Origin of the sequence: Vreelandella nanhaiensis, assembly GCF_003990185.1 — a bacterium.
Classification (GTDB): Bacteria; Pseudomonadota; Gammaproteobacteria; order Pseudomonadales; family Halomonadaceae; genus Vreelandella; species Vreelandella nanhaiensis.
Genome location: NZ_RZHF01000005.1, coordinates 352,778 through 369,951, shown reverse-complemented (window position 1 = coordinate 369,951; position 17,174 = coordinate 352,778). Strand labels below are relative to the sequence as shown.

Genomic DNA, 17,174 nt, shown 5'->3' with positions numbered 1-17,174 from the left:
GGGTCACTGGTTCGAACCCAGTACCACCCACCATTTAAAGTCCTTTTAAATGGTTGTTAGATAAGTGCCTTATTTGTGGACCGGTAGTTCAGTTGGTTAGAATGCCGGCCTGTCACGCCGGAGGTCGCGAGTTCGAGTCTCGTCCGGTCCGCCATTAAGCACTAGTTTTTTAAGTACTTATTTACTGAGTACTTATTTATTAAGTACCCTCGGTTAACACCGAACAAATTCCAAAACCCCGGATCAGTGATCCGGGGTTTTTTGTATGTGCTCGTCGTACACCTATCAGACGATAGCGTTGACGCCCGCCTTGGCGATCTGGACATCCTGCTCGGGCTTCACACCGGAGATACCGACCGAACCAATCACCTGGCCATCGACGATGACTGGCACACCGCCGGAAAGAAGGCCCTGCAGCGGCGCTGAAACAAATGCTGTGCGCCCGCCGTTGATCATCTCTTCAAACACCTGCGTCTCTTTACGTCCCAGCGCTGCACTGCGCGCCTTATGAGTGGCCACTTCGGCGCTGAAGGGCGCAGCGCCATCCAGGCGACGCAGCGCTAGCAGGTGGCCGCCATCGTCGGCAACGGCAATGGTGACTGGCCAAGCGTTGCTGTCGGCTTCTTTTTGTGCAGCATCAAGAATTTTGTTGATATCGGCTAGCGCAAGAATCGCTTTAGTTTGCATATCGGGTTCCTGTTGTTTGACAGTGGGTTAAAGCCGCGCCTGTCCGGCAGGCGCGGTAGGGGGTAACGTTATCAGTTAAGCGCGGCGTCCACGACTTCTATCCAGTGGCGCACCGGTGTGCGGTTGGCGCTTGCCAGGTGCGTTTGACAGCCGATATTGGCGGTCACGATAAGCTCTGGATTGCCCGCCTCCAGAGCATTGAGCTTGTTGTCGCGCAACTGAGTGGCAAGCTCGGGCTGGGTGATCGAGTAGGTGCCCGCCGAGCCGCAGCACAGGTGAGCATCCTGAACGGGCGTCAGTGCAAAGCCGAGCTTGGTGAGTACGCCTTCGACCGCGCCGTTGAGCTTCTGGGCGTGCTGCAGTGTGCAGGGGCAGTGAAAGGCGAGCCGCTGAGGTTCGTCGACCTTGAGTGTCTCCAACGGCTCTTCGCGCAGTACCTCGACAATGTCTTTTGCCAGCGCGCTGACCCGTTTAGCCTTTTCGGCATAGGCCGGGTCATCCTTAAGCATGTAGCCATACTCCTTGATGAACGCCCCGCAGCCGCTGGCGGTTTGTACGATGGCCTCAGCGCCTTGTTCAATATGTGGCCACCAGGCATCAATATTGGCGCGCATGCGGGCTCGGCCGTCATCCTGAGCGTTAAGGTGGAAATCAATCGCCCCGCAGCAGCCGGCCTCGGCCACCGGGGTAAGGCTGATGCCCAAGCGGTCCAGCAGGCGCGCCGTGGCCGCATTGGTGTTAGGCGAAAGGCCTGGCTGCACGCAGCCTTCCAGAACCAGCATGCGGCGGGCATGCTGATGGCTGCCAGGACGATTGCCCGCATCAACCGGTGCTGCGGGCATCTTGTTGCGCAGCTTGCCTGGTACTAGAGGCTTGAAGGTCTGGCCCAGCTTGAGTAATGCCTGAAAGCGCTTGGGTTCCACCATCATTTTGCGCAGCGCATAGCGCTGGGCGCGATCGGCTGGCGGGCGCGGTACACGGCGCTCTATTTCCGCGCGGCCGATATTCAAAAGCTTATGATACTCCACCCCTGACGGGCAGGTGGTTTCGCAGTTCTGGCAGGTCAGGCAGCGATCCAGGTGCAGTCTTGTTTCTGCAGTGACCTGGTCATCGTCGTCGCGACTTTCCAGCAGCTCCTTCATTAGGTAAATGCGCCCGCGAGGGCCGTCACGCTCATCGCCCAGCAGCTGATAGGTGGGGCAGGTGGCGTTGCAAAAACCGCAGTGGACGCAGGTACGTAAAATGCGTTCCGCTTCCTGTATATGCGGCTTTTGGCGATCTGCGTCAGTGAAATGCGTTTGCATATCAGCTCTCCTGATTAAAACGCCGCGTAAAGACGACCAGGGTTAAAAATACCATGGGCGTCCAGCTGTGTTTTTAGATTGCGATGGTACTTTTCGAGCACGGCGTTCAGCGGCGTGAAAGGCTCGTCGGCGCTGCCCTGAGCATTTGGGGTGTAGCAGGTGGCATGCCCGCCTGCCGCTTGGCAGGCAGCGCGCAGGGTTTGCGCATCAAGCGCGGTTTTTACCCAGCGCTGGCTGCCGCCCCAGTCGTAGAAAATATCAGTTTGGGGAATATCCAGCGCAAGCGGTGCCGTGTTTGGAGGCAGCGACAGGCGCCACAGTGCCTGCCCCTCATTGCCCTTGAAGAAGTCATGGGTGTGATCGCGTAGAGAGGTCCAGAAGCTGGCCTCCAACGGCTCACCGCCGAGGCGCTCTCGGGTCGCTTTCACCGAGCTTTCGCCGCCCTCCAGGCGAATAAACAGCTCGCCTGAGTGCCAGGCGGCAGCCGTGATGGGCAATGGCTGTCGGCCAAGTTGCGCCAGTTTGCCCAACGCATCGTTCAGGCCCATGGGCAGGCGTAAACAGTGGCTTGTGGTCGGAATGGGCAGTACCTTGAACGAGATATCGGCAAGCACACCAAGCGTGCCTTGGGCGCCAGTCATCAGGCGGGAAAGATCATAGCCCGCCACGTTTTTCATCACCTCGCCACCAAAGCGCAGCAGCTTGCCTTCCTGAGTGATGACCCGGGTACCGAGTACAAAGTCACGCGCCGCGCCCGCCCAGGGGCGACGGGGGCCTGATAGACCGGTCGCCACCGCACCGCCAATGGTGCTTTCCTCGCCAAAGCAGGGCGGTTCAAAGGGAAGCATCTGGTGGTGCTCGGCAAGGGCTTTTTGTAGTGCGCTCAAGCGCGTGCCGGCGCGCACGGTGACCACCAGTTCTACCGGATCGTAAGAGATAATGCCGCTGTGCTCCGCCAAAGAAAGTGGCTGGCCTTCTACTGGGCGGCCATAAAACATGCGGGTATTACCGCCCACAATACGCAACGGTGTGCGTGTTTCGTATGCTGTGCGCACCTGATCACACAGGCGCTCGGAAATATCGCGGTCAGCGGCGCGAATCGCTAAATCAGTCATGAGTGTTCCTTGTGCCATCAAAAGCGCGGTAGCTCAGGATGCGGCAATTCATTGTTATGCACATGCATGGCGCCAAACTCGGCGCAGCGGGCCAAGGTCGGAATGTTTTTTCCTGGGTTGAGCAGGCGTTTTGGGTCAAAGGCCGCTTTTAGCGCATGAAAAACGCTGATCTCATCCGCCTGGAACTGGCTGCACATCTGATTGATCTTTTCGCGCCCCACACCATGCTCGCCGGTAATCGAGCCGCCAGCCGCCACGCAAAGTTCCAAAATCTTGCCACCTACCTCTTCAGCAAGCGCAAGTTCGCCTTCTTTGTTGGCATCAAACAAGATCAAGGGGTGCATATTGCCATCGCCTGCGTGAAAGACGTTGGCGACTGCCAGACCGCTCTGCTCAGAAAGCGCTGCAATGCCTTTGAGCACTCGAGGTAATTCGCGGCGGGGGATGGTGCCATCCATGCAGTAGTAGTCCGGCGACATGCGACCCACGGCCGGGAAGGCATTTTTACGCCCGGCCCAGAACCTGGCCCGCTCGGCTTCATCGCGGGCCTGCTGAATCTGTGTGGCACCGGCCTTTTCAAGCACCCGCCGTACTGTCTCGCAGTCGTCATCCACATCCGCTTCAACGCCATCAAGCTCGCAAAGCAAAATCGCTTCAGCGTCCAGTGGGTAGCCCGCTTTGACAAAATCTTCAGCCGCCTTGATGGCAAGCTTATCCATCATCTCCAGACCGCCCGGGATAATACCCGCTGCAATAATATCGCCCACCGCCCGGCCGGCTTTTTCAACGTCGTCAAAGCTTGCCATCAAGACCTTGGCAGTTTCCGGTTTGGGCAGTAGCTTGACGGTGATTTCGGTGACCACGCCCAGCATGCCTTCTGAGCCATTCATCAGCGCGAGCAGATCAAACCCTGGGGCGTCCAGCGACTCAGCGCCCAGCGTCATGCGCTCTCCTTCAATGGTCAGCACATCAACGCGCAAAACATTATGCACGGTCAAGCCGTACTTCAAGCAGTGTACGCCGCCTGCGTTTTCCGCCACGTTGCCGCCAATCGAGCAGGCAATTTGGGATGATGGATCAGGTGCGTAATAAAGCCCATATGGCGTGGCTGCCTCGGAAATGGCCAAGTTACGTACCCCAGGCTGCACGCGTGCTAGGCGGGCATCAGGATCAACGCTCAATATCTTGTTAAACCTCGACATCACCAACAATACACCCTGCTCAAGCGGAAGCGCGCCGCCGGAAAGGCCGGTGCCTGCACCGCGGGTAACCACCGGCACGCCGAGCACGTGGCAGCGTTTTAAAAGCGTTTCAACCTGCTCAAGACTATCGGGTAGCGCCACCAGCATGGGCAGGACCCGGTAGGCGGCCAGACCGTCGCATTCAAAGGGGCGCAGGTCTTCCTCGCGGTGCAGCAGTGTCATGGTAGGCACGGCCTGCTGTAAATCCGCTAAGACCTCAGTTTTATCGCGGTGTACAAGCTCACCATCAAGGCGCTCATCAAAGAGGATATTCATCACAACATCCCAGTTTTTGTCGTTAAAGGTAATCGCACGGTCGGTAGGGCATGGCGTCAATCTGAGCTTTTTTTGTGTGCCTGTCTAGAGTGTGGTGCAATGGTCAGACCAGTAATTAGTCGACAGCCAAGCCTGCCAAGACGAAGCTGGTGATAAGCGGGATATGGTCTTACCACTTTCTTTCAGGTAGGCCGTATAAAGATCCAAGGTCTGAAGGAGAGAACCATGGCATTGCCCAATGAAGAGAGGGTGATGGGGCAGCGCACGCCGGAAAATGTGGCGGCAAGGCTTGAGCGTTTGATTCTGGATGGTGTGTTTCGCCCCGGTCAGTTACTGCCTTCTGAAAGACGGCTATGCGAACGCCTCAAGGTGTCGCGCGCCTCGCTGCGTGAGGGCCTACGGATTCTACGCAGCAAGCAGATTATTGAAACCCGCCAGGGGCACGGTTCAACCGTGGCGTCGCTTCTACCCATGCACCAGCAAAGCCCGTTGATGCACCTGTTCAACGACCATCCGCGCACCCTGTTTGACCTACTGGAGGTCCGGGCGCTGCTGGAAGGGGAGTCGGCGTTTTTGGCCGCCAAGCGGGGTACGTCGATGGACCGCGTGCTGATTACCCGGCGCTACCGGGAAATGGCGGATTATGCAGAGCATTCAGAAAGTATTGATGTAGAGCGTCTGGCACGGCTGGATCATGCCTTTCATTTGGCGGTTTCCCAGGCATCACACAATCCGGTGCTGGTGCATACGTTGCAAAGCCTGACCGACCTGCTGTTGAGTTCGGTGTTTGCTTCCGTTAAGCACCTTTATCATCGCTCGGGCCCGCGCGAGATGATCAACCGTCAGCATGCCAGGCTCCATGATGCTGTTGTCGCGGGTGAGGCCGAGCAGGCGCGACATGTGGCGCTTGAGCATCTCACCAGTATTACCGAGCTGCTGCGTGAGCTGGAGGCAGAAAGCGAGCGCCTGGAGCGCTCCGCTATGCGTATGGAACCCTGGTAGCACACTTAAGCGTTAACAATACCATGCCCTTCGCCAGGCGCGCCATCTTCGATCACCCCAGCCAGGGTGGCTACTTCAAGCTTATTGCATAAGTGGTCGCGCAGAATCTGCCCGAGCAGCTGGCTATCGCGTTTTTCCAGCGCGTTGATCATGTTTTCATGGTCCTTGACCGCCTGATCCCAAAACGCTTGGGTCATCTTTTTCGAGTAGCGAACACGTTTTACGCGTTGGCTGAGATTGCTGTACATCTCTTGGAGTACCTCGTTTTGAGAGGCGGCCAGTATGCTTTCATGAATCTGCCGGTTAAGCTCGAAATACGCTTTTAAATCATGTTGGTGATAGTGTTCGAGCATGCTGTTATGGAGCGTGCGAATGGTGGAAATCTCTTTGTCGGTGATATGTTGGCAGGCCAGCTCACCGGATAAACCTTCCAGCGCCGCCATAAGGTCATAAGTGTCCTTGACCTTCTTGAAGGTTAAACGAACGACGCGAGCACCCCGGTTGGGCAACAGTTCAATTAACCCTTCGGTTGCCAGCACCTTAAGCGCTTCTCTTAGGGGAGTACGCGAAACACCGAATTTTTCACACAGCTGTTTTTCTGATATTCGCTCGCCAGGCGACAGCTCGCCGTGCTCGATAAGATCGCCAATACGATCGGCGACTTCGCGGTATAAGTTGCGCTGAAGTATCTTCGTCATTGTTCTCTTCCTTCTCGATCATCCACCTGGCGATCCTACCAAGTTTTGTATAGTGCTAACGGGATTTAGCCAGCTGCCCGCTTGGTATAGTGGCGAGTCTGGGCATGATCTGCAAAATTAATTATGAATTCAATATTAACGAGCGTATAAAAAAATTGCTGTAAAAGTGTATTAGACCTCTTCTGATACTAGGAGAAATTAGCAATTAACAAGGATAACAAGGAGCAATCAATGGCAGGTAACGTATATCTTGCAAACGTACAGTTAGCCCGAGCCCAGGCCCGAGCAGTAGTGGAAGGGGCGATTACCCAAGCTCGAGAAGCCGACCTTTCGCCTTTAACCATAGTGGTGTTGGATGGCGGCGGTCACGTTGTAGTGGCTGAACGCGAAGATGGTTGCGCGCCTTTGCGCTATCCCGTGGCGCAAGGTAAAGCCTTTGCCGCGCTAGGCATTGGTGTTGCCAGTGGCGTAACAGGGGAGCGAAATCATGAGCGGCCTGCCTTTCTTGCCGGCGTAGCGGCTGCCTCACAAGGTAAGTTTATTCCCGTGGCCGGTGGGGTACTCATCCTTGATGGACAGGATTGTGTGATTGGTGCCGTAGGCGTCAGCGGGGCATCGTCAAGCGAAGATCAGCAGGCTGCCATAGCGGGTATTGAGGCTGCTGGCCTCAAATGGGGGCTTGAGCCTGCGCTCGATTAAGGCTTGATCCTTCTAACTTATTGAAAACAGCGCCCCGCTCGAGGCGCTGTTTTTTTATGGCTGAAGTTTTTCTGTTTCACGGTTACTGCCAAGGGCTTGTGAATCAATCAGTTGTGAACCTAAGTCGTGCCTCGCTACGAAAGTTTAATACCTAATTTTGAATTTTGAATTCAAATTGAATGGGTGAGCAGGAGCGGTGTTCGCGTTGCAGGGAAGCGACAACTGAATGAGCGTGCAAGGTTCACCGAGCGTTGAGCCCGGTGGCGACGATCCAACAACAATAAGTTTCTCTTGGAGTGCTCTATGAAATTTCTCAAGACAACGCTTTTGACCGCCGCGGTAGCTATTGGCTTACAGGCCTCTATTGCGAGCGCCAATACAGAAGTGCGGCTAGGGCATGTGGGTGGCCCAGGCTCGCTGTTCGAAATTACCGCCAATCGGTTTGCTGAGCTTGCCAATGAACGCCTTGACGGCGTGGCTGAAGTTAACGTGTATGGCAACAGCCAGCTGGGCGGCGATGAATCGATGATGCGTCGCTTAAGATTGGGGTCATTGGATCTCTCCATCCCCTCGACGGTAATGAGTTCTGAATCTGATCAGTTCGCTCTGTTTGAAATGCCTTACCTGATTAAAGACCGTGAACACATGAAGCGGGTGCGCGATGAAGTGGTGCGCGGGCCGCTCTATGAAGCAGCTGAGGCGCGCGGTTTCAAGATTATCGGGGTATGGGAAAACGGCTTTCGCCAGATCACCAACAACGTAAGGCCCATTGTTGTGCCGGATGATCTCGACGGCATCAAGCTGCGCACGCCAAGCGGCGTATGGCGTATTGAGATGTTCAGAAGCTACGGTGCCGCCCCTTCACCAATGTCACTTTCTGAAGTGTTCGTGGCGCTTCAAACCGGTGCCATGGATGGCCAGGAAAACCCGCTGATTCAGACCTACTCATCGCGGTTTCAGGAAGTTCAGGACTATCTGTCGCTCTCCAATCACGTCTATACCCCGGCGTATCTGACCGCAGGAGCCAGCTGGAACCGCCTGCCCGAGGAGGTACGCACGGTGCTCGAGGAAGTTGCCCTGGAAATGGAAGATTTCGCCCTTGAAGAGGGACGGCGCCTGGATGAAGAAACCTTGGAGAAAATGCGCGAAGAGGGCATGGAGATCAATGAAGTCGACTTCGATGCCTTTGTTGAAGCCTCTCAGACCATCTATGACAAGTTCGCCAACGATGTCGAGGGTGGTCAAGAACTTATCGATACGGTGGCTGGGCTGCGCGACTAAGCCAGGTAGCCGTCTCTTCGAGGCGCAACGCCTGAGTGCTGGGGCGCCTCATCGTTCTGGAGGTTTCAATGGGTGCTTATACCAAGTTCAAGAACGCGTACTTCTCGTTTCTTGAAGCAATCGTGGTCATTCTGGTCATTGCTCTGGCCGGGGTCGTGACCATTGGATTTATCTCGCGGTATCTCGGCTCTCCCTTGAGCTGGTACGACGAGCTGGCCGCTGTGCTGCTGGCATGGGTGACGTATTACGGGGCAGCGCTGGCGGCCGCTAAAGGAGCACATATTACGTGCCCCAGCGTATTGAATATGTGCCCGCCCTCGATCCGGGTACCGGTCGCTTTGTTGGCAGAGGCCATCACCATCGGCTTTTTCGTATTTCTCGGCTTGGCCAGCTATCAGGTAATGCTGATTCTGGACGGCGTCAATATGGTCAGCCTGCCGTCCATTTCCATGCAGCTTACCCAGTCGGCTATTCCCGTGGCTTCGGTACTGTTCATTATCGCTGAACTGCTGCGCTTACCCGAGGTGCTGAGAAGTGCCCGCGGCAAAGGGTTTATCGATCACGAACTGGAAGAAGCCGGTATCGATGCCGAAGAAGTTGAAGCCGTCAGCACTCACCAGCGAGGGTAAGTAGCCAGCATGACCATACTGTATATATTTCTCGCATTGATCGTGCTGATTCTGATCAATGTGCCGGTGGCGGTTGCGCTAGCCTTGGTGGGCACGATTGCCACCTTTATGACCTATGGCAGCATGGCGATGCCGACGGTGGGCATGACCATGTTCGAGGGGGCCACGAACTTTCCTCTGATCGCTATCCCGCTGTTTATCTTGGCTGGCGCCATCATGAACGCCTCCAGCATCTCGCGGCGCTTGATCGACCTGGCTATGGCTATGGTTGGGTTTATCAAGGGCGGGCTTTCCATGGTGACTATCGGAGCCTCGGTGTTTTTTGCCGAGATATCCGGCTCATCGGTGGCCGGGGTGTCGGCGATCGGCAGTATCCTGATCCCGGCCATGCGTAAAAAAGGCTACTCGAAAGAGTTTGCCGCTTCCATCTCTTCATCAGCGGCCAGCTTGGCGATTATTTTACCGCCTTCGATTCCCATGATCCTGTACGCCGTTATGTCCGGCGAGTCCGTGGTACAGATGTTTGTGGCGGGTATTTTCCCTGGCCTGTTGGGCGCCATGGGATTAGCGGCTATGTGCTACTACTTGGCAAGGAAATACAATTTTCCGTCTGAGGGACGTTTTCAGCTTTCCAACCTGTGGAAAGCCTTTAAGGAAGCGATCTGGGCGCTGCTAATTCCGGTGATTATCTTAGGCGGTATCTTTGGCGGCTTTGTAACAGCAACCGAAGGCGCGGCCCTTGCCGTCTGCGTGGCGATCTTTATCAGTGCGGTGGTATATCGCGAGTTTACGATCAGGAACTTTATCGACTCGTGCAAAAGCGCTGGTGTGCAAACGGCGGTGGTGATGCTGCTGGTCGCGGCTTCTGCGGTGGTGGGCAGCTATCTCACCGAGACCCGCGTGCCCCAGGAAATTGCTATGCAGATCAGCGACCTGACGGATAACAAGTACGTCATTCTGGCCCTACTCAACGTGATATTCCTGATTCTGGGAATCTTCTTGCACTCTGCAGCGGCCATCATTCTGGTTGTGCCTATCGTGCTGCCGCTGGTTCTGGAAGTAGGCATTGACCCGCTGCATTTTGGTTTGATTGTTACGCTGAACCTGGCGATTGGCCAGCAGACACCGCCCGTGGCCAGCGTACTGATTGCTTCCTGCTCAATTGCCAAATCGGATATCTGGGCAACATCCAAAACCAATCTGTGGTTTATCGCCGTGCTGTTCACGATTCTAATGATCAATACCTATATCCCCGCGTTTGCGCTGGCGCTGGTTAACTTTATCTACGGCTAAAGGAGTCATCTATGAAAGATTCACATGATTCACCGCTAACCGAAAGCGTGCAGTTTGACACTCGCGACGGTGTTGCCTGGATCGGTTTTAATCGCCCACAAAGCCGCAATGCGATGACCTGGGAGATGTATAACGCGCTGGAGCACTACTGTGATTCTCTGGCCGGTGATGAAGATGTTCACGCAATGGTGCTTCACGGGGTAGGCGGTGAGGCGTTTGTAGCGGGTACGGATATCACTCAGTTTGCCAATTTCTCAGAGCCTGATGATGCCATCAGCTATGAGCGCCGAATCGATCAAGTAGTAGGCAAGCTTGAGCGCTTTCCCAAGCCGACCCTGGCACTGATTGAAGGCGCGTGTGTTGGCGGGGGCGCAGCACTTGCCCTGGCATGCGACTTTCGCTACGCCACTTCAAGCATGAAGTTCGGGGTGCCCATCGCCAAGACCCTGGGTAATACGCTGTCGATCAGCAACGTATCGCGACTGATCGACATGATAGGCGTGGCCCGCACCAAGGAAGTGCTGATGATGGCGCGGCTGTTTGGCGCCGAAGAAGCGTACGCAGCTGGGCTTGTGAACCACCTCTTTGCTGCCGACACCATTTACGCCGATGTTGCCATGCTCGCGGCAGACTTTGCCAAGCGGGCACCGCTTACCCTGCAGGCTAGTAAAGCATTGATTAACCGAGTGCTTGAACAACGAAGGCTCAAAGCGGATGCAAGCGATGACTGGGTCACTACCTGCTACATGAGCCGTGATTTTGCCGCTGCCGTGGATAAGTTCGTCAATAAAACGTCGTTTGAGTGGACGGGCCGCTAAACAAGAAGGAGGAGGGCACATGCTTCCCTTACAGAATATAAAAGTGCTGGACGTCTCCCAAATCATGGCAGGGCCCTACTGCAGCATGGTGCTGGCCGATATGGGCGCTGAGGTGATCAAGGTGGAAAAGCTGAATGGCGGTGATGATAGCCGCCAGATGGGGCCTTATGTTAACGGGGAATCCACCTGTTTTTCGCAGATCAACCGCAATAAAAAGAGCATTTCGTTGAACCTTAAAGACGAGCGGGCAAGGCAGATCTTTTACCGCTTGGCGAGTGAGGCAGATGTGATTGTCGAGAACTACCGACCAGGCGTTACCCAATCACTGGCGATTGATTACGACACTATAAAAGCGATCAACCCAGGTATCGTTTACTGTTCAATTTCAGGCTATGGACAGACCGGCCCTTACAGCCATAAAGGCGGTTTTGACCTGGTAGCCCAAGGCATGACTGGGCTGATGTCGATGACCGGCGAGCAGGGGCGGCGTCCGTTGAAGACAGGAATTGCGGTTTACGATATCGGGGCGGGTATTACTGCGGTCTACTCAATACTTGCAGCGCATATCCATAAGATGACCACCGGTGAAGGCCAGCATATCGATATTGCGATTACCGAGTGCGGGCTGCCCTGGTTTACCTGGGAAGCGGCGGCGTACTTTGCTGAAGGCACGGTGCCGGGACCCACGGGGTGGCGCCACCGGGTATCGGCACCTTATCAGGCGGTCAAGGCACGCGACGGCTATTTGATGCTGGGTTGTGCTAACCAGCGCACCTGGGAGCGGTTTTGCCGCGACGTATTAAAGCATGAAGCCTTGATGGAAGACCCGCGCTTTATCACCAATCACGACCGTGGCCAGCACGTTGATGAGCTGGAAGCGCTACTAGAAGAGCTGATGGCCGAGGCAAGCGTGGATGAGTGGTTAACGCTCTGCGATAGCGCGGGCGTGCCTGCCGGGCCTATCAATAATTTCGCTGACGCCATGGCCGATGAGCACTATCTGGCACGCGGCATGGTGGAAGAGATGGAGCACCCGGTTATAGGAAAAATGAAAACTATCGGGTTTCCCAGCAAGTTCTCCTTAACACCTTCGACAATACGAAGCCCAGCGCCGCTGTTTGCCCAGCATACCGATGAAGTGCTTGAAGGGCTGGGTTTTGACGATGACGAACTGAACCACCTGCGGGCTGAGGGCTGCATCAAATAAGTTTTTTTAAAGCCAATAATTGCATTCATTATCCATTTTCAGGTTTTAACCAGCAACAATAACAAGAGGCAACCACCATGCTGAAACTCGACTTCCACCCATCAGGCCGTCATTTCCTGCAGATTCCAGGACCCTCACCGGTGCCAGACCGCATATTGCGTGCGATGAGCCTGCCCACCATCGACCACCGTGGGCCTGAGTTTGGTGCTCTGGGGTTAGAGCTACTGGCCAAGGTTAAGAAAATCTTCAAAACAGAGCACCCGGTGGTTATTTATCCGGCCTCGGGTACCGGCGCTTGGGAGGCGGCACTCGCTAATACCATGTCACCAGGCGATCAGGTGCTGATGTTTGAGACCGGCCACTTCGCCACGCTATGGCAGAAAATGGCGCTGCGTCTTGATCTGAAGCCTGAATTTATCGGCCTGCCGGGCTATGAGGGTTGGCGCCAGGGCGTGCAGGCCAACATGATCCAGGAACGGCTTAACAATGACCCCGAACACGCCATTAAAGCGGTATGTGTGGTGCACAACGAAACCTCAACCGGCGTGACCAGTGATATCGCAGCGGTGCGTAAGGCTATTGATGCCACCGGGCACCCGGCGCTGTTAATCGTGGATACCATTTCAGGCCTTGCCAGCGCTGACTACCGCCATGATGAGTGGGGCGTGGATGTCACCGTGTCCGGCTCACAAAAAGGCCTGATGCTGCCGCCGGGGATTAGCTTTAACGCGCTTTCTCCCAAAGCGATCCAGGTTAGCCAGCACGCCAGGCTTCCCAAAAGCTTCTGGGCCTGGGATGAGATTCTGGAAGCCAACCAGCGCGGCTACTGGCCCTATACGCCCAGCACCAACCTGCTGTATGGGCTCAATGAAGCCCTCGATATGCTGCTGGATGAGGGCATTGAGCATGTGCTGGCGCGTCATCAGCGCTGGGCTGCTGGCGTTCGCACGGCGGTCGAGGCCTGGGGGCTGGAAATTCAGTGTCAGGATCCGACGCTTTATTCCCCTGTGCTCACGGGTGTCGTGATGCCCGAGGGGGTTGATGCCGATGAGATTCGTAAGATTATCTACGAGCGCTTTGATTTATCGCTAGGCATGGGGCTAGGCAAGGCCAAGGGCAAGATGTTCCGCATCGGCCACCTGGGCGACTGCAATGATCTTACCCTGATTGCCACGCTAGGCGGCTGTGAGGCGGGGATGAAGCTTGCAGGCGTTAACTTGCAGAGCAGTGGTGTCACGGCCGCCTTGGACTACTTTGCCAAAAATCCGCTTAGCACAGGCACTTCAGAGCGTTAATGATGGGGAGAGTCACATGACATCACTGACGAAACAGCCCCAATTTCGTGACGCCAGAATCAAACCCCTTGGGGAGCTGGCGGCGCGTTTAAGCCGGGAAATGGCAGGCGACGTGTTATTTGATCAGGCAGCGCGGGGACGTTATGCCACCGATGCCTCGATCTATCAGATCACTCCGGTGGGCGTGGTAATTCCCCGCCACCAGGAGGATCTCAAGATCGCTCTGGATATCGCCCGTGATGCCCGTGTGCCGGTGCTGGCGCGCGGTGCGGGCACCAGCCAGTGTGGCCAGACAGTTGGCGAGGCGCTGGTTATCGACACTACGCGCTGGCTCAACCAGATCGTCGAATTCGATGCTGAAGCCCAGACGGTGGTGGTGGAGCCGGGCATGGTGCTTGATCATCTTAACGCCTGGCTAAAGCCTTACGGGCTCTGGTATCCGGTGGATGTTTCGACCAGTGCCCAATGCACCATCGGCGGCATGGCAGGCAATAACTCCTGCGGGTCGCGCTCGATCTACTATGGCAACATGGTGCATAACGTAGCGGGCATCGATGCCATACTCGCCGATGGCTTTGAAGCACAGTTTAGCTTTGTAGATAGCCTTGCCGAAGGCTCGCGGGAGCAGCAGCTCGCCCGGCAGGTCAAGGCGATTGCCGAGCGCGTCAGCCCCGAAATTCGCGAGCATTTTCCTAAAGTGCTGCGCCGTGTCGGGGGTTATAACCTGGACCTATTCGACTGCCAGAACCCCATACCTTACGACCCCGAGGGCCGAGTGAATTTAGCTCACCTGCTGATTGGCTCGGAGGGTACGCTTGGAGTAAGCCAACGCATCAAGCTGCGGCTTTCACCGCTACCCAGCCAAAAGGTGCTGGGCGTGGTGAATTTTCCAACGTTCTATCAGGCGATGGATTTAACCCAGTATATCGTCAAGCTTGGCCCTATGGCGGTCGAGCTGGTCGACAGAACCATGATCGAGCTTGCCCTTGAAAACCCCGCGTTTCGTCCGGTGATCGAGAAAGCCTTGATCGGCAAGCCCGAAGCCATTTTGCTGGTGGAGTTTGCAGGTGACGATCACGCCGAGCAGCTGGCGGCGCTGAGTGCGCTTAACGAGCTAATGGGCGATTTGGGGCTGCCGGGCAGCGTGGTGAATATGCCCGAAGCAAAAGAGCAGAAAGCGCTTTGGGATGTGCGCAAGGCGGGGCTCAATATCATGATGAGCATGAAAGGCGACGGCAAGCCAGTCTCGTTTATTGAAGACTGCGCCGTGCCCCTTGAGCATCTGGCCGAATACACCACCAAACTCACGGACGTGTTTAATCGCTACGGCACAGAAGGCACATGGTATGCGCATGCCGGCGTGGGAACGCTGCATGTGCGGCCTATTCTGGACATGCGCCGCGATGGCGCTGAAAAAATGCGTGAAATTGCCGAACTGGCTTCCTCGCTGGTGCGTGAATACAAAGGCGCTTACTCCGGTGAGCACGGTGACGGCATCTGCCGTGGCGAGTGGGTCGCCTGGCAGTTTGGCGATACGCTCAACAACGCCTTTCGCGAGATCAAGCAACTGTTTGACCCGGATAACCTGCTCAATCCCGGCAAGATCGTCGATACCCCTAAAATGGATGACGAGCGCTATTTCCGATTCCCCAAATCGTATCAGACGATTCCGCTGACCCCGGTGTTTGATTGGTCTGCCTGGAACGTAAAGCGCGACCCGCTAACTGGCGAGCAAACGCCGCCCGGCACCGCAGGGGATGCCACTCACGGGCTCGCCATGGCAGTCGAGATGTGCAACAACAATGGCCACTGCCGCAAGTTTGATGCGGGTACCATGTGCCCAAGCTTTCGAGCGACCAAAGACGAACAGCATTTAACCCGGGGGCGAGCTAATACGCTGCGCCTAGTACTTTCGGGCCAGCTCGGCGATGAGGGGCTTGCCAGCGACGCTGTTAAAGAAGCGCTTGACCTGTGTGTCTCTTGTAAGGGCTGTAAACGCGAATGCCCGACCGGCGTGGATATGGCCAAGTTCAAGATTGAAGCGCGTGCCGCGCGCGCCAGAGCGAAAGGGCTATCACTGCGTGACCGCATGGTCGGTGAAATGCCCCGCTATGCGCCGTGGGCGAGCCGCTTTTCAGGGGTGATGGACTATGTGGAGCGCACGCCGTTTCTAGCCAACCGGATCAAAAAAACGCTCAATTTTGCCCCGGAACGGGCGCTGCCTGTCTTCAAAGGCAACTTTCTGGCAGGCAATCATAACGCAAGCAGTAGCGAAGTCGCTGAGCGTGAAGTGCTGCTGTTTGTCGATACCTTCAATAATTATATGGAAGGTAACAACGCCAAAGCCGCTAAACGCGTGCTGGAAGCCGCCGGGTATCGGGTTCACCTCAACATCACCAAGGGGCAGCGGCCGCTGTGCTGTGGGCGGACTTACCTATCATCCGGCCAGTTTGAGAAAGCCAAGGCAGAAGCCAGGCGTACGCTGGATCACTTGATGCCGTTTGTTGATCGCGGCGTGGCGGTTGTGGGGCTGGAGCCATCATGTCTTTTAAGTATGCGCGATGAGTTCCTGCAGTATGGGTTTGGTGAAGAGGCCCGAGCGCTCGCCGAATCGGCGTATCTATTCGAAGAATTTCTGGTCACTGCCCATAAGGCCGGGAAACTGCCGCTAGCGCTTAAGCACTCAGGCTACAAGCAGGCCCTGCTTCATGGCCACTGCCATCAAAAAGCTTTTGATGCGCTACGCCCGGTTGAGCAGGTGCTCGGTTGGGTGCCCGGGCTTGAGGTTAAAACCATTGAGTCTTCCTGTTGCGGAATGGCGGGTAGCTTTGGCTATGAAACCGAGCATTACGAAGCCTCGCTTAAAATGGCTGAGCTTTCGCTTCTGCCGGCTATCCGCGAAGCCGAAGACGATGCTGTCCTGGTTGCCGATGGCACCAGCTGCCGCCACCAGATTAAGGATGGCAGTGGCCGAGAAGCTATTCATGTTGCCTGCCTGCTGGAGCAGGCGTTAGCCTAACCGAGAAGGCTATTAATAATAATGATCAGGAGGTTAATGTGGCTATTTACCAATATGGAGAGCACCGGCCTGCGATACATGAAGACGTATATGTCGCCGATACGGCGGATGTGATCGGGCAGGTGACCTTAAAAGCGCGTTCAAGCGTGTGGTATCAGGCCGTGCTACGCGGTGATAGCGATCACCTTGAAATAGGTGAAGAGAGCAATATTCAAGACGGCGCGGTACTGCATGCCGACCCTGGCTACCCGCTTAAAGTAGGTAAAGGCGTAACGGTAGGGCACCAAGCCATGCTACACGGCTGTACGGTAGGCGATGGCTGCCTGATCGGTATTCAGGCGGTGGTGTTAAACGGCGCGGTAATTGGTGAAAACAGCCTGGTAGGCGCAGGCGCGTTTATTAAAGAGGGCGCCGTTTTTCCACCCAACTCCCTAATTGTCGGCTCGCCCGCACGCGTAGTGCGCGAGCTTGCACCCGATGCTGTGGAAGGCCTTAAGCTGAACGCCCAAAGCTATGTCATTAAAGGCCAGCAGCATGCCAAAGAACTCAAACGGATCGACTGACAGGCTGGCTGTCACAATGAAAAACCCCAGGCAAATGCCTGGGGTTT

Annotated in this window: 15 protein-coding genes and 1 tRNA gene; 11 read left to right on the top strand and 5 right to left on the bottom strand. The window is 55.8% G+C overall.

Annotation, left to right across the window (positions count from 1 at the left end; all coding sequences use genetic code 11):
• Nucleotides 1–77 precede the first annotated feature (77 nt).
• Nucleotides 78–154: transfer RNA gene (locus ELY38_RS05270), tRNA-Asp, on the top strand.
• Nucleotides 155–285: 131 nt separating this feature from the next.
• Here ELY38_RS05270 and ELY38_RS05265 read toward each other — a convergent pair.
• From ELY38_RS05265 to glcD, 4 genes are all read right to left on the bottom strand, one after another.
• Complete coding sequence (locus ELY38_RS05265) at nt 286–687, bottom strand: GlcG/HbpS family heme-binding protein (RefSeq protein WP_127060448.1); 402 nt, start codon at nt 685–687, stop codon at nt 286–288.
• A gap of 71 nt (nt 688–758) precedes the next feature.
• Nucleotides 759–1,991 carry a glycolate oxidase subunit GlcF gene (gene glcF, locus ELY38_RS05260; RefSeq protein WP_127060447.1) on the bottom strand — a complete coding sequence of 411 codons (1,233 nt, stop codon included), beginning with the start codon at nt 1,989–1,991 and terminating at the stop codon, nt 759–761.
• 14 nt (nt 1,992–2,005) lie between these two features.
• Entirely contained in the window at nt 2,006–3,106 is a 1,101-nt protein-coding gene (gene glcE / locus ELY38_RS05255; protein WP_127060446.1) for a glycolate oxidase subunit GlcE, read from the bottom strand.
• A gap of 17 nt (nt 3,107–3,123) precedes the next feature.
• A complete protein-coding gene (glcD, locus tag ELY38_RS05250) occupies nt 3,124–4,623 on the bottom strand; it encodes a glycolate oxidase subunit GlcD (protein ID WP_127060445.1) in 1,500 nt (499 codons plus the stop codon).
• Nucleotides 4,624–4,848: 225 nt separating this feature from the next.
• On the opposite strand from glcD, the gene glcC reads away from it, so the two are divergent.
• Nucleotides 4,849–5,625: a transcriptional regulator GlcC gene (gene glcC / locus ELY38_RS05245; protein ID WP_127060444.1), complete on the top strand. Its 777-nt coding sequence runs from the start codon at nt 4,849–4,851 to the stop codon at nt 5,623–5,625.
• Nucleotides 5,626–5,630: 5 nt separating this feature from the next.
• Here glcC and ELY38_RS05240 read toward each other — a convergent pair whose 3' ends face one another.
• Complete coding sequence (locus ELY38_RS05240; protein ID WP_127060443.1) at nt 5,631–6,323, bottom strand: GntR family transcriptional regulator; 693 nt, start codon at nt 6,321–6,323, stop codon at nt 5,631–5,633.
• A 231-nt stretch (nt 6,324–6,554) separates the two neighbouring features.
• Here ELY38_RS05240 and ELY38_RS05235 point away from each other — a divergent pair, with 231 nt between their 5' ends.
• The 9 genes from ELY38_RS05235 (at nt 6,555) to ELY38_RS05190 (ending at nt 17,127) form a co-directional block, all read left to right on the top strand.
• Nucleotides 6,555–7,022: a GlcG/HbpS family heme-binding protein gene (locus tag ELY38_RS05235; protein ID WP_127060442.1), complete on the top strand. Its 468-nt coding sequence runs from the start codon at nt 6,555–6,557 to the stop codon at nt 7,020–7,022.
• A gap of 303 nt (nt 7,023–7,325) precedes the next feature.
• Nucleotides 7,326–8,303, top strand: a complete 978-nt coding sequence (locus tag ELY38_RS05225; protein ID WP_127060440.1) for a TRAP transporter substrate-binding protein — start codon at nt 7,326–7,328, stop codon at nt 8,301–8,303.
• A 68-nt stretch (nt 8,304–8,371) separates the two neighbouring features.
• Nucleotides 8,372–8,932, top strand: coding sequence for a TRAP transporter small permease (locus ELY38_RS05220; RefSeq protein ID WP_127060439.1), 561 nt, complete (start codon nt 8,372–8,374; stop codon nt 8,930–8,932).
• A 9-nt stretch (nt 8,933–8,941) separates the two neighbouring features.
• Complete coding sequence (locus ELY38_RS05215; RefSeq protein ID WP_185858910.1) at nt 8,942–10,225, top strand: TRAP transporter large permease; 1,284 nt, start codon at nt 8,942–8,944, stop codon at nt 10,223–10,225.
• Nucleotides 10,226–10,236: 11 nt separating this feature from the next.
• Nucleotides 10,237–11,043 carry an enoyl-CoA hydratase gene (locus ELY38_RS05210; RefSeq protein ID WP_127060438.1) on the top strand — a complete coding sequence of 269 codons (807 nt, stop codon included), beginning with the start codon at nt 10,237–10,239 and terminating at the stop codon, nt 11,041–11,043.
• Nucleotides 11,044–11,062: 19 nt separating this feature from the next.
• Nucleotides 11,063–12,250, top strand: a complete 1,188-nt coding sequence (locus tag ELY38_RS05205; RefSeq protein WP_127060437.1) for a CaiB/BaiF CoA transferase family protein — start codon at nt 11,063–11,065, stop codon at nt 12,248–12,250.
• Between the two features lie 77 nt (nt 12,251–12,327).
• Nucleotides 12,328–13,545 carry a pyridoxal-phosphate-dependent aminotransferase family protein gene (locus ELY38_RS05200; protein WP_127060436.1) on the top strand — a complete coding sequence of 406 codons (1,218 nt, stop codon included), beginning with the start codon at nt 12,328–12,330 and terminating at the stop codon, nt 13,543–13,545.
• A 16-nt stretch (nt 13,546–13,561) separates the two neighbouring features.
• The gene (locus ELY38_RS05195; protein WP_127060435.1) at nt 13,562–16,564 is read left to right on the top strand and encodes an FAD-binding and (Fe-S)-binding domain-containing protein; all 3,003 of its coding nucleotides are present in this window, start codon (nt 13,562–13,564) and stop codon (nt 16,562–16,564) included.
• A 38-nt stretch (nt 16,565–16,602) separates the two neighbouring features.
• Nucleotides 16,603–17,127, top strand: coding sequence for a gamma carbonic anhydrase family protein (locus ELY38_RS05190; protein WP_127060434.1), 525 nt, complete (start codon nt 16,603–16,605; stop codon nt 17,125–17,127).
• Nucleotides 17,128–17,174: the final 47 nt, after the last annotated feature.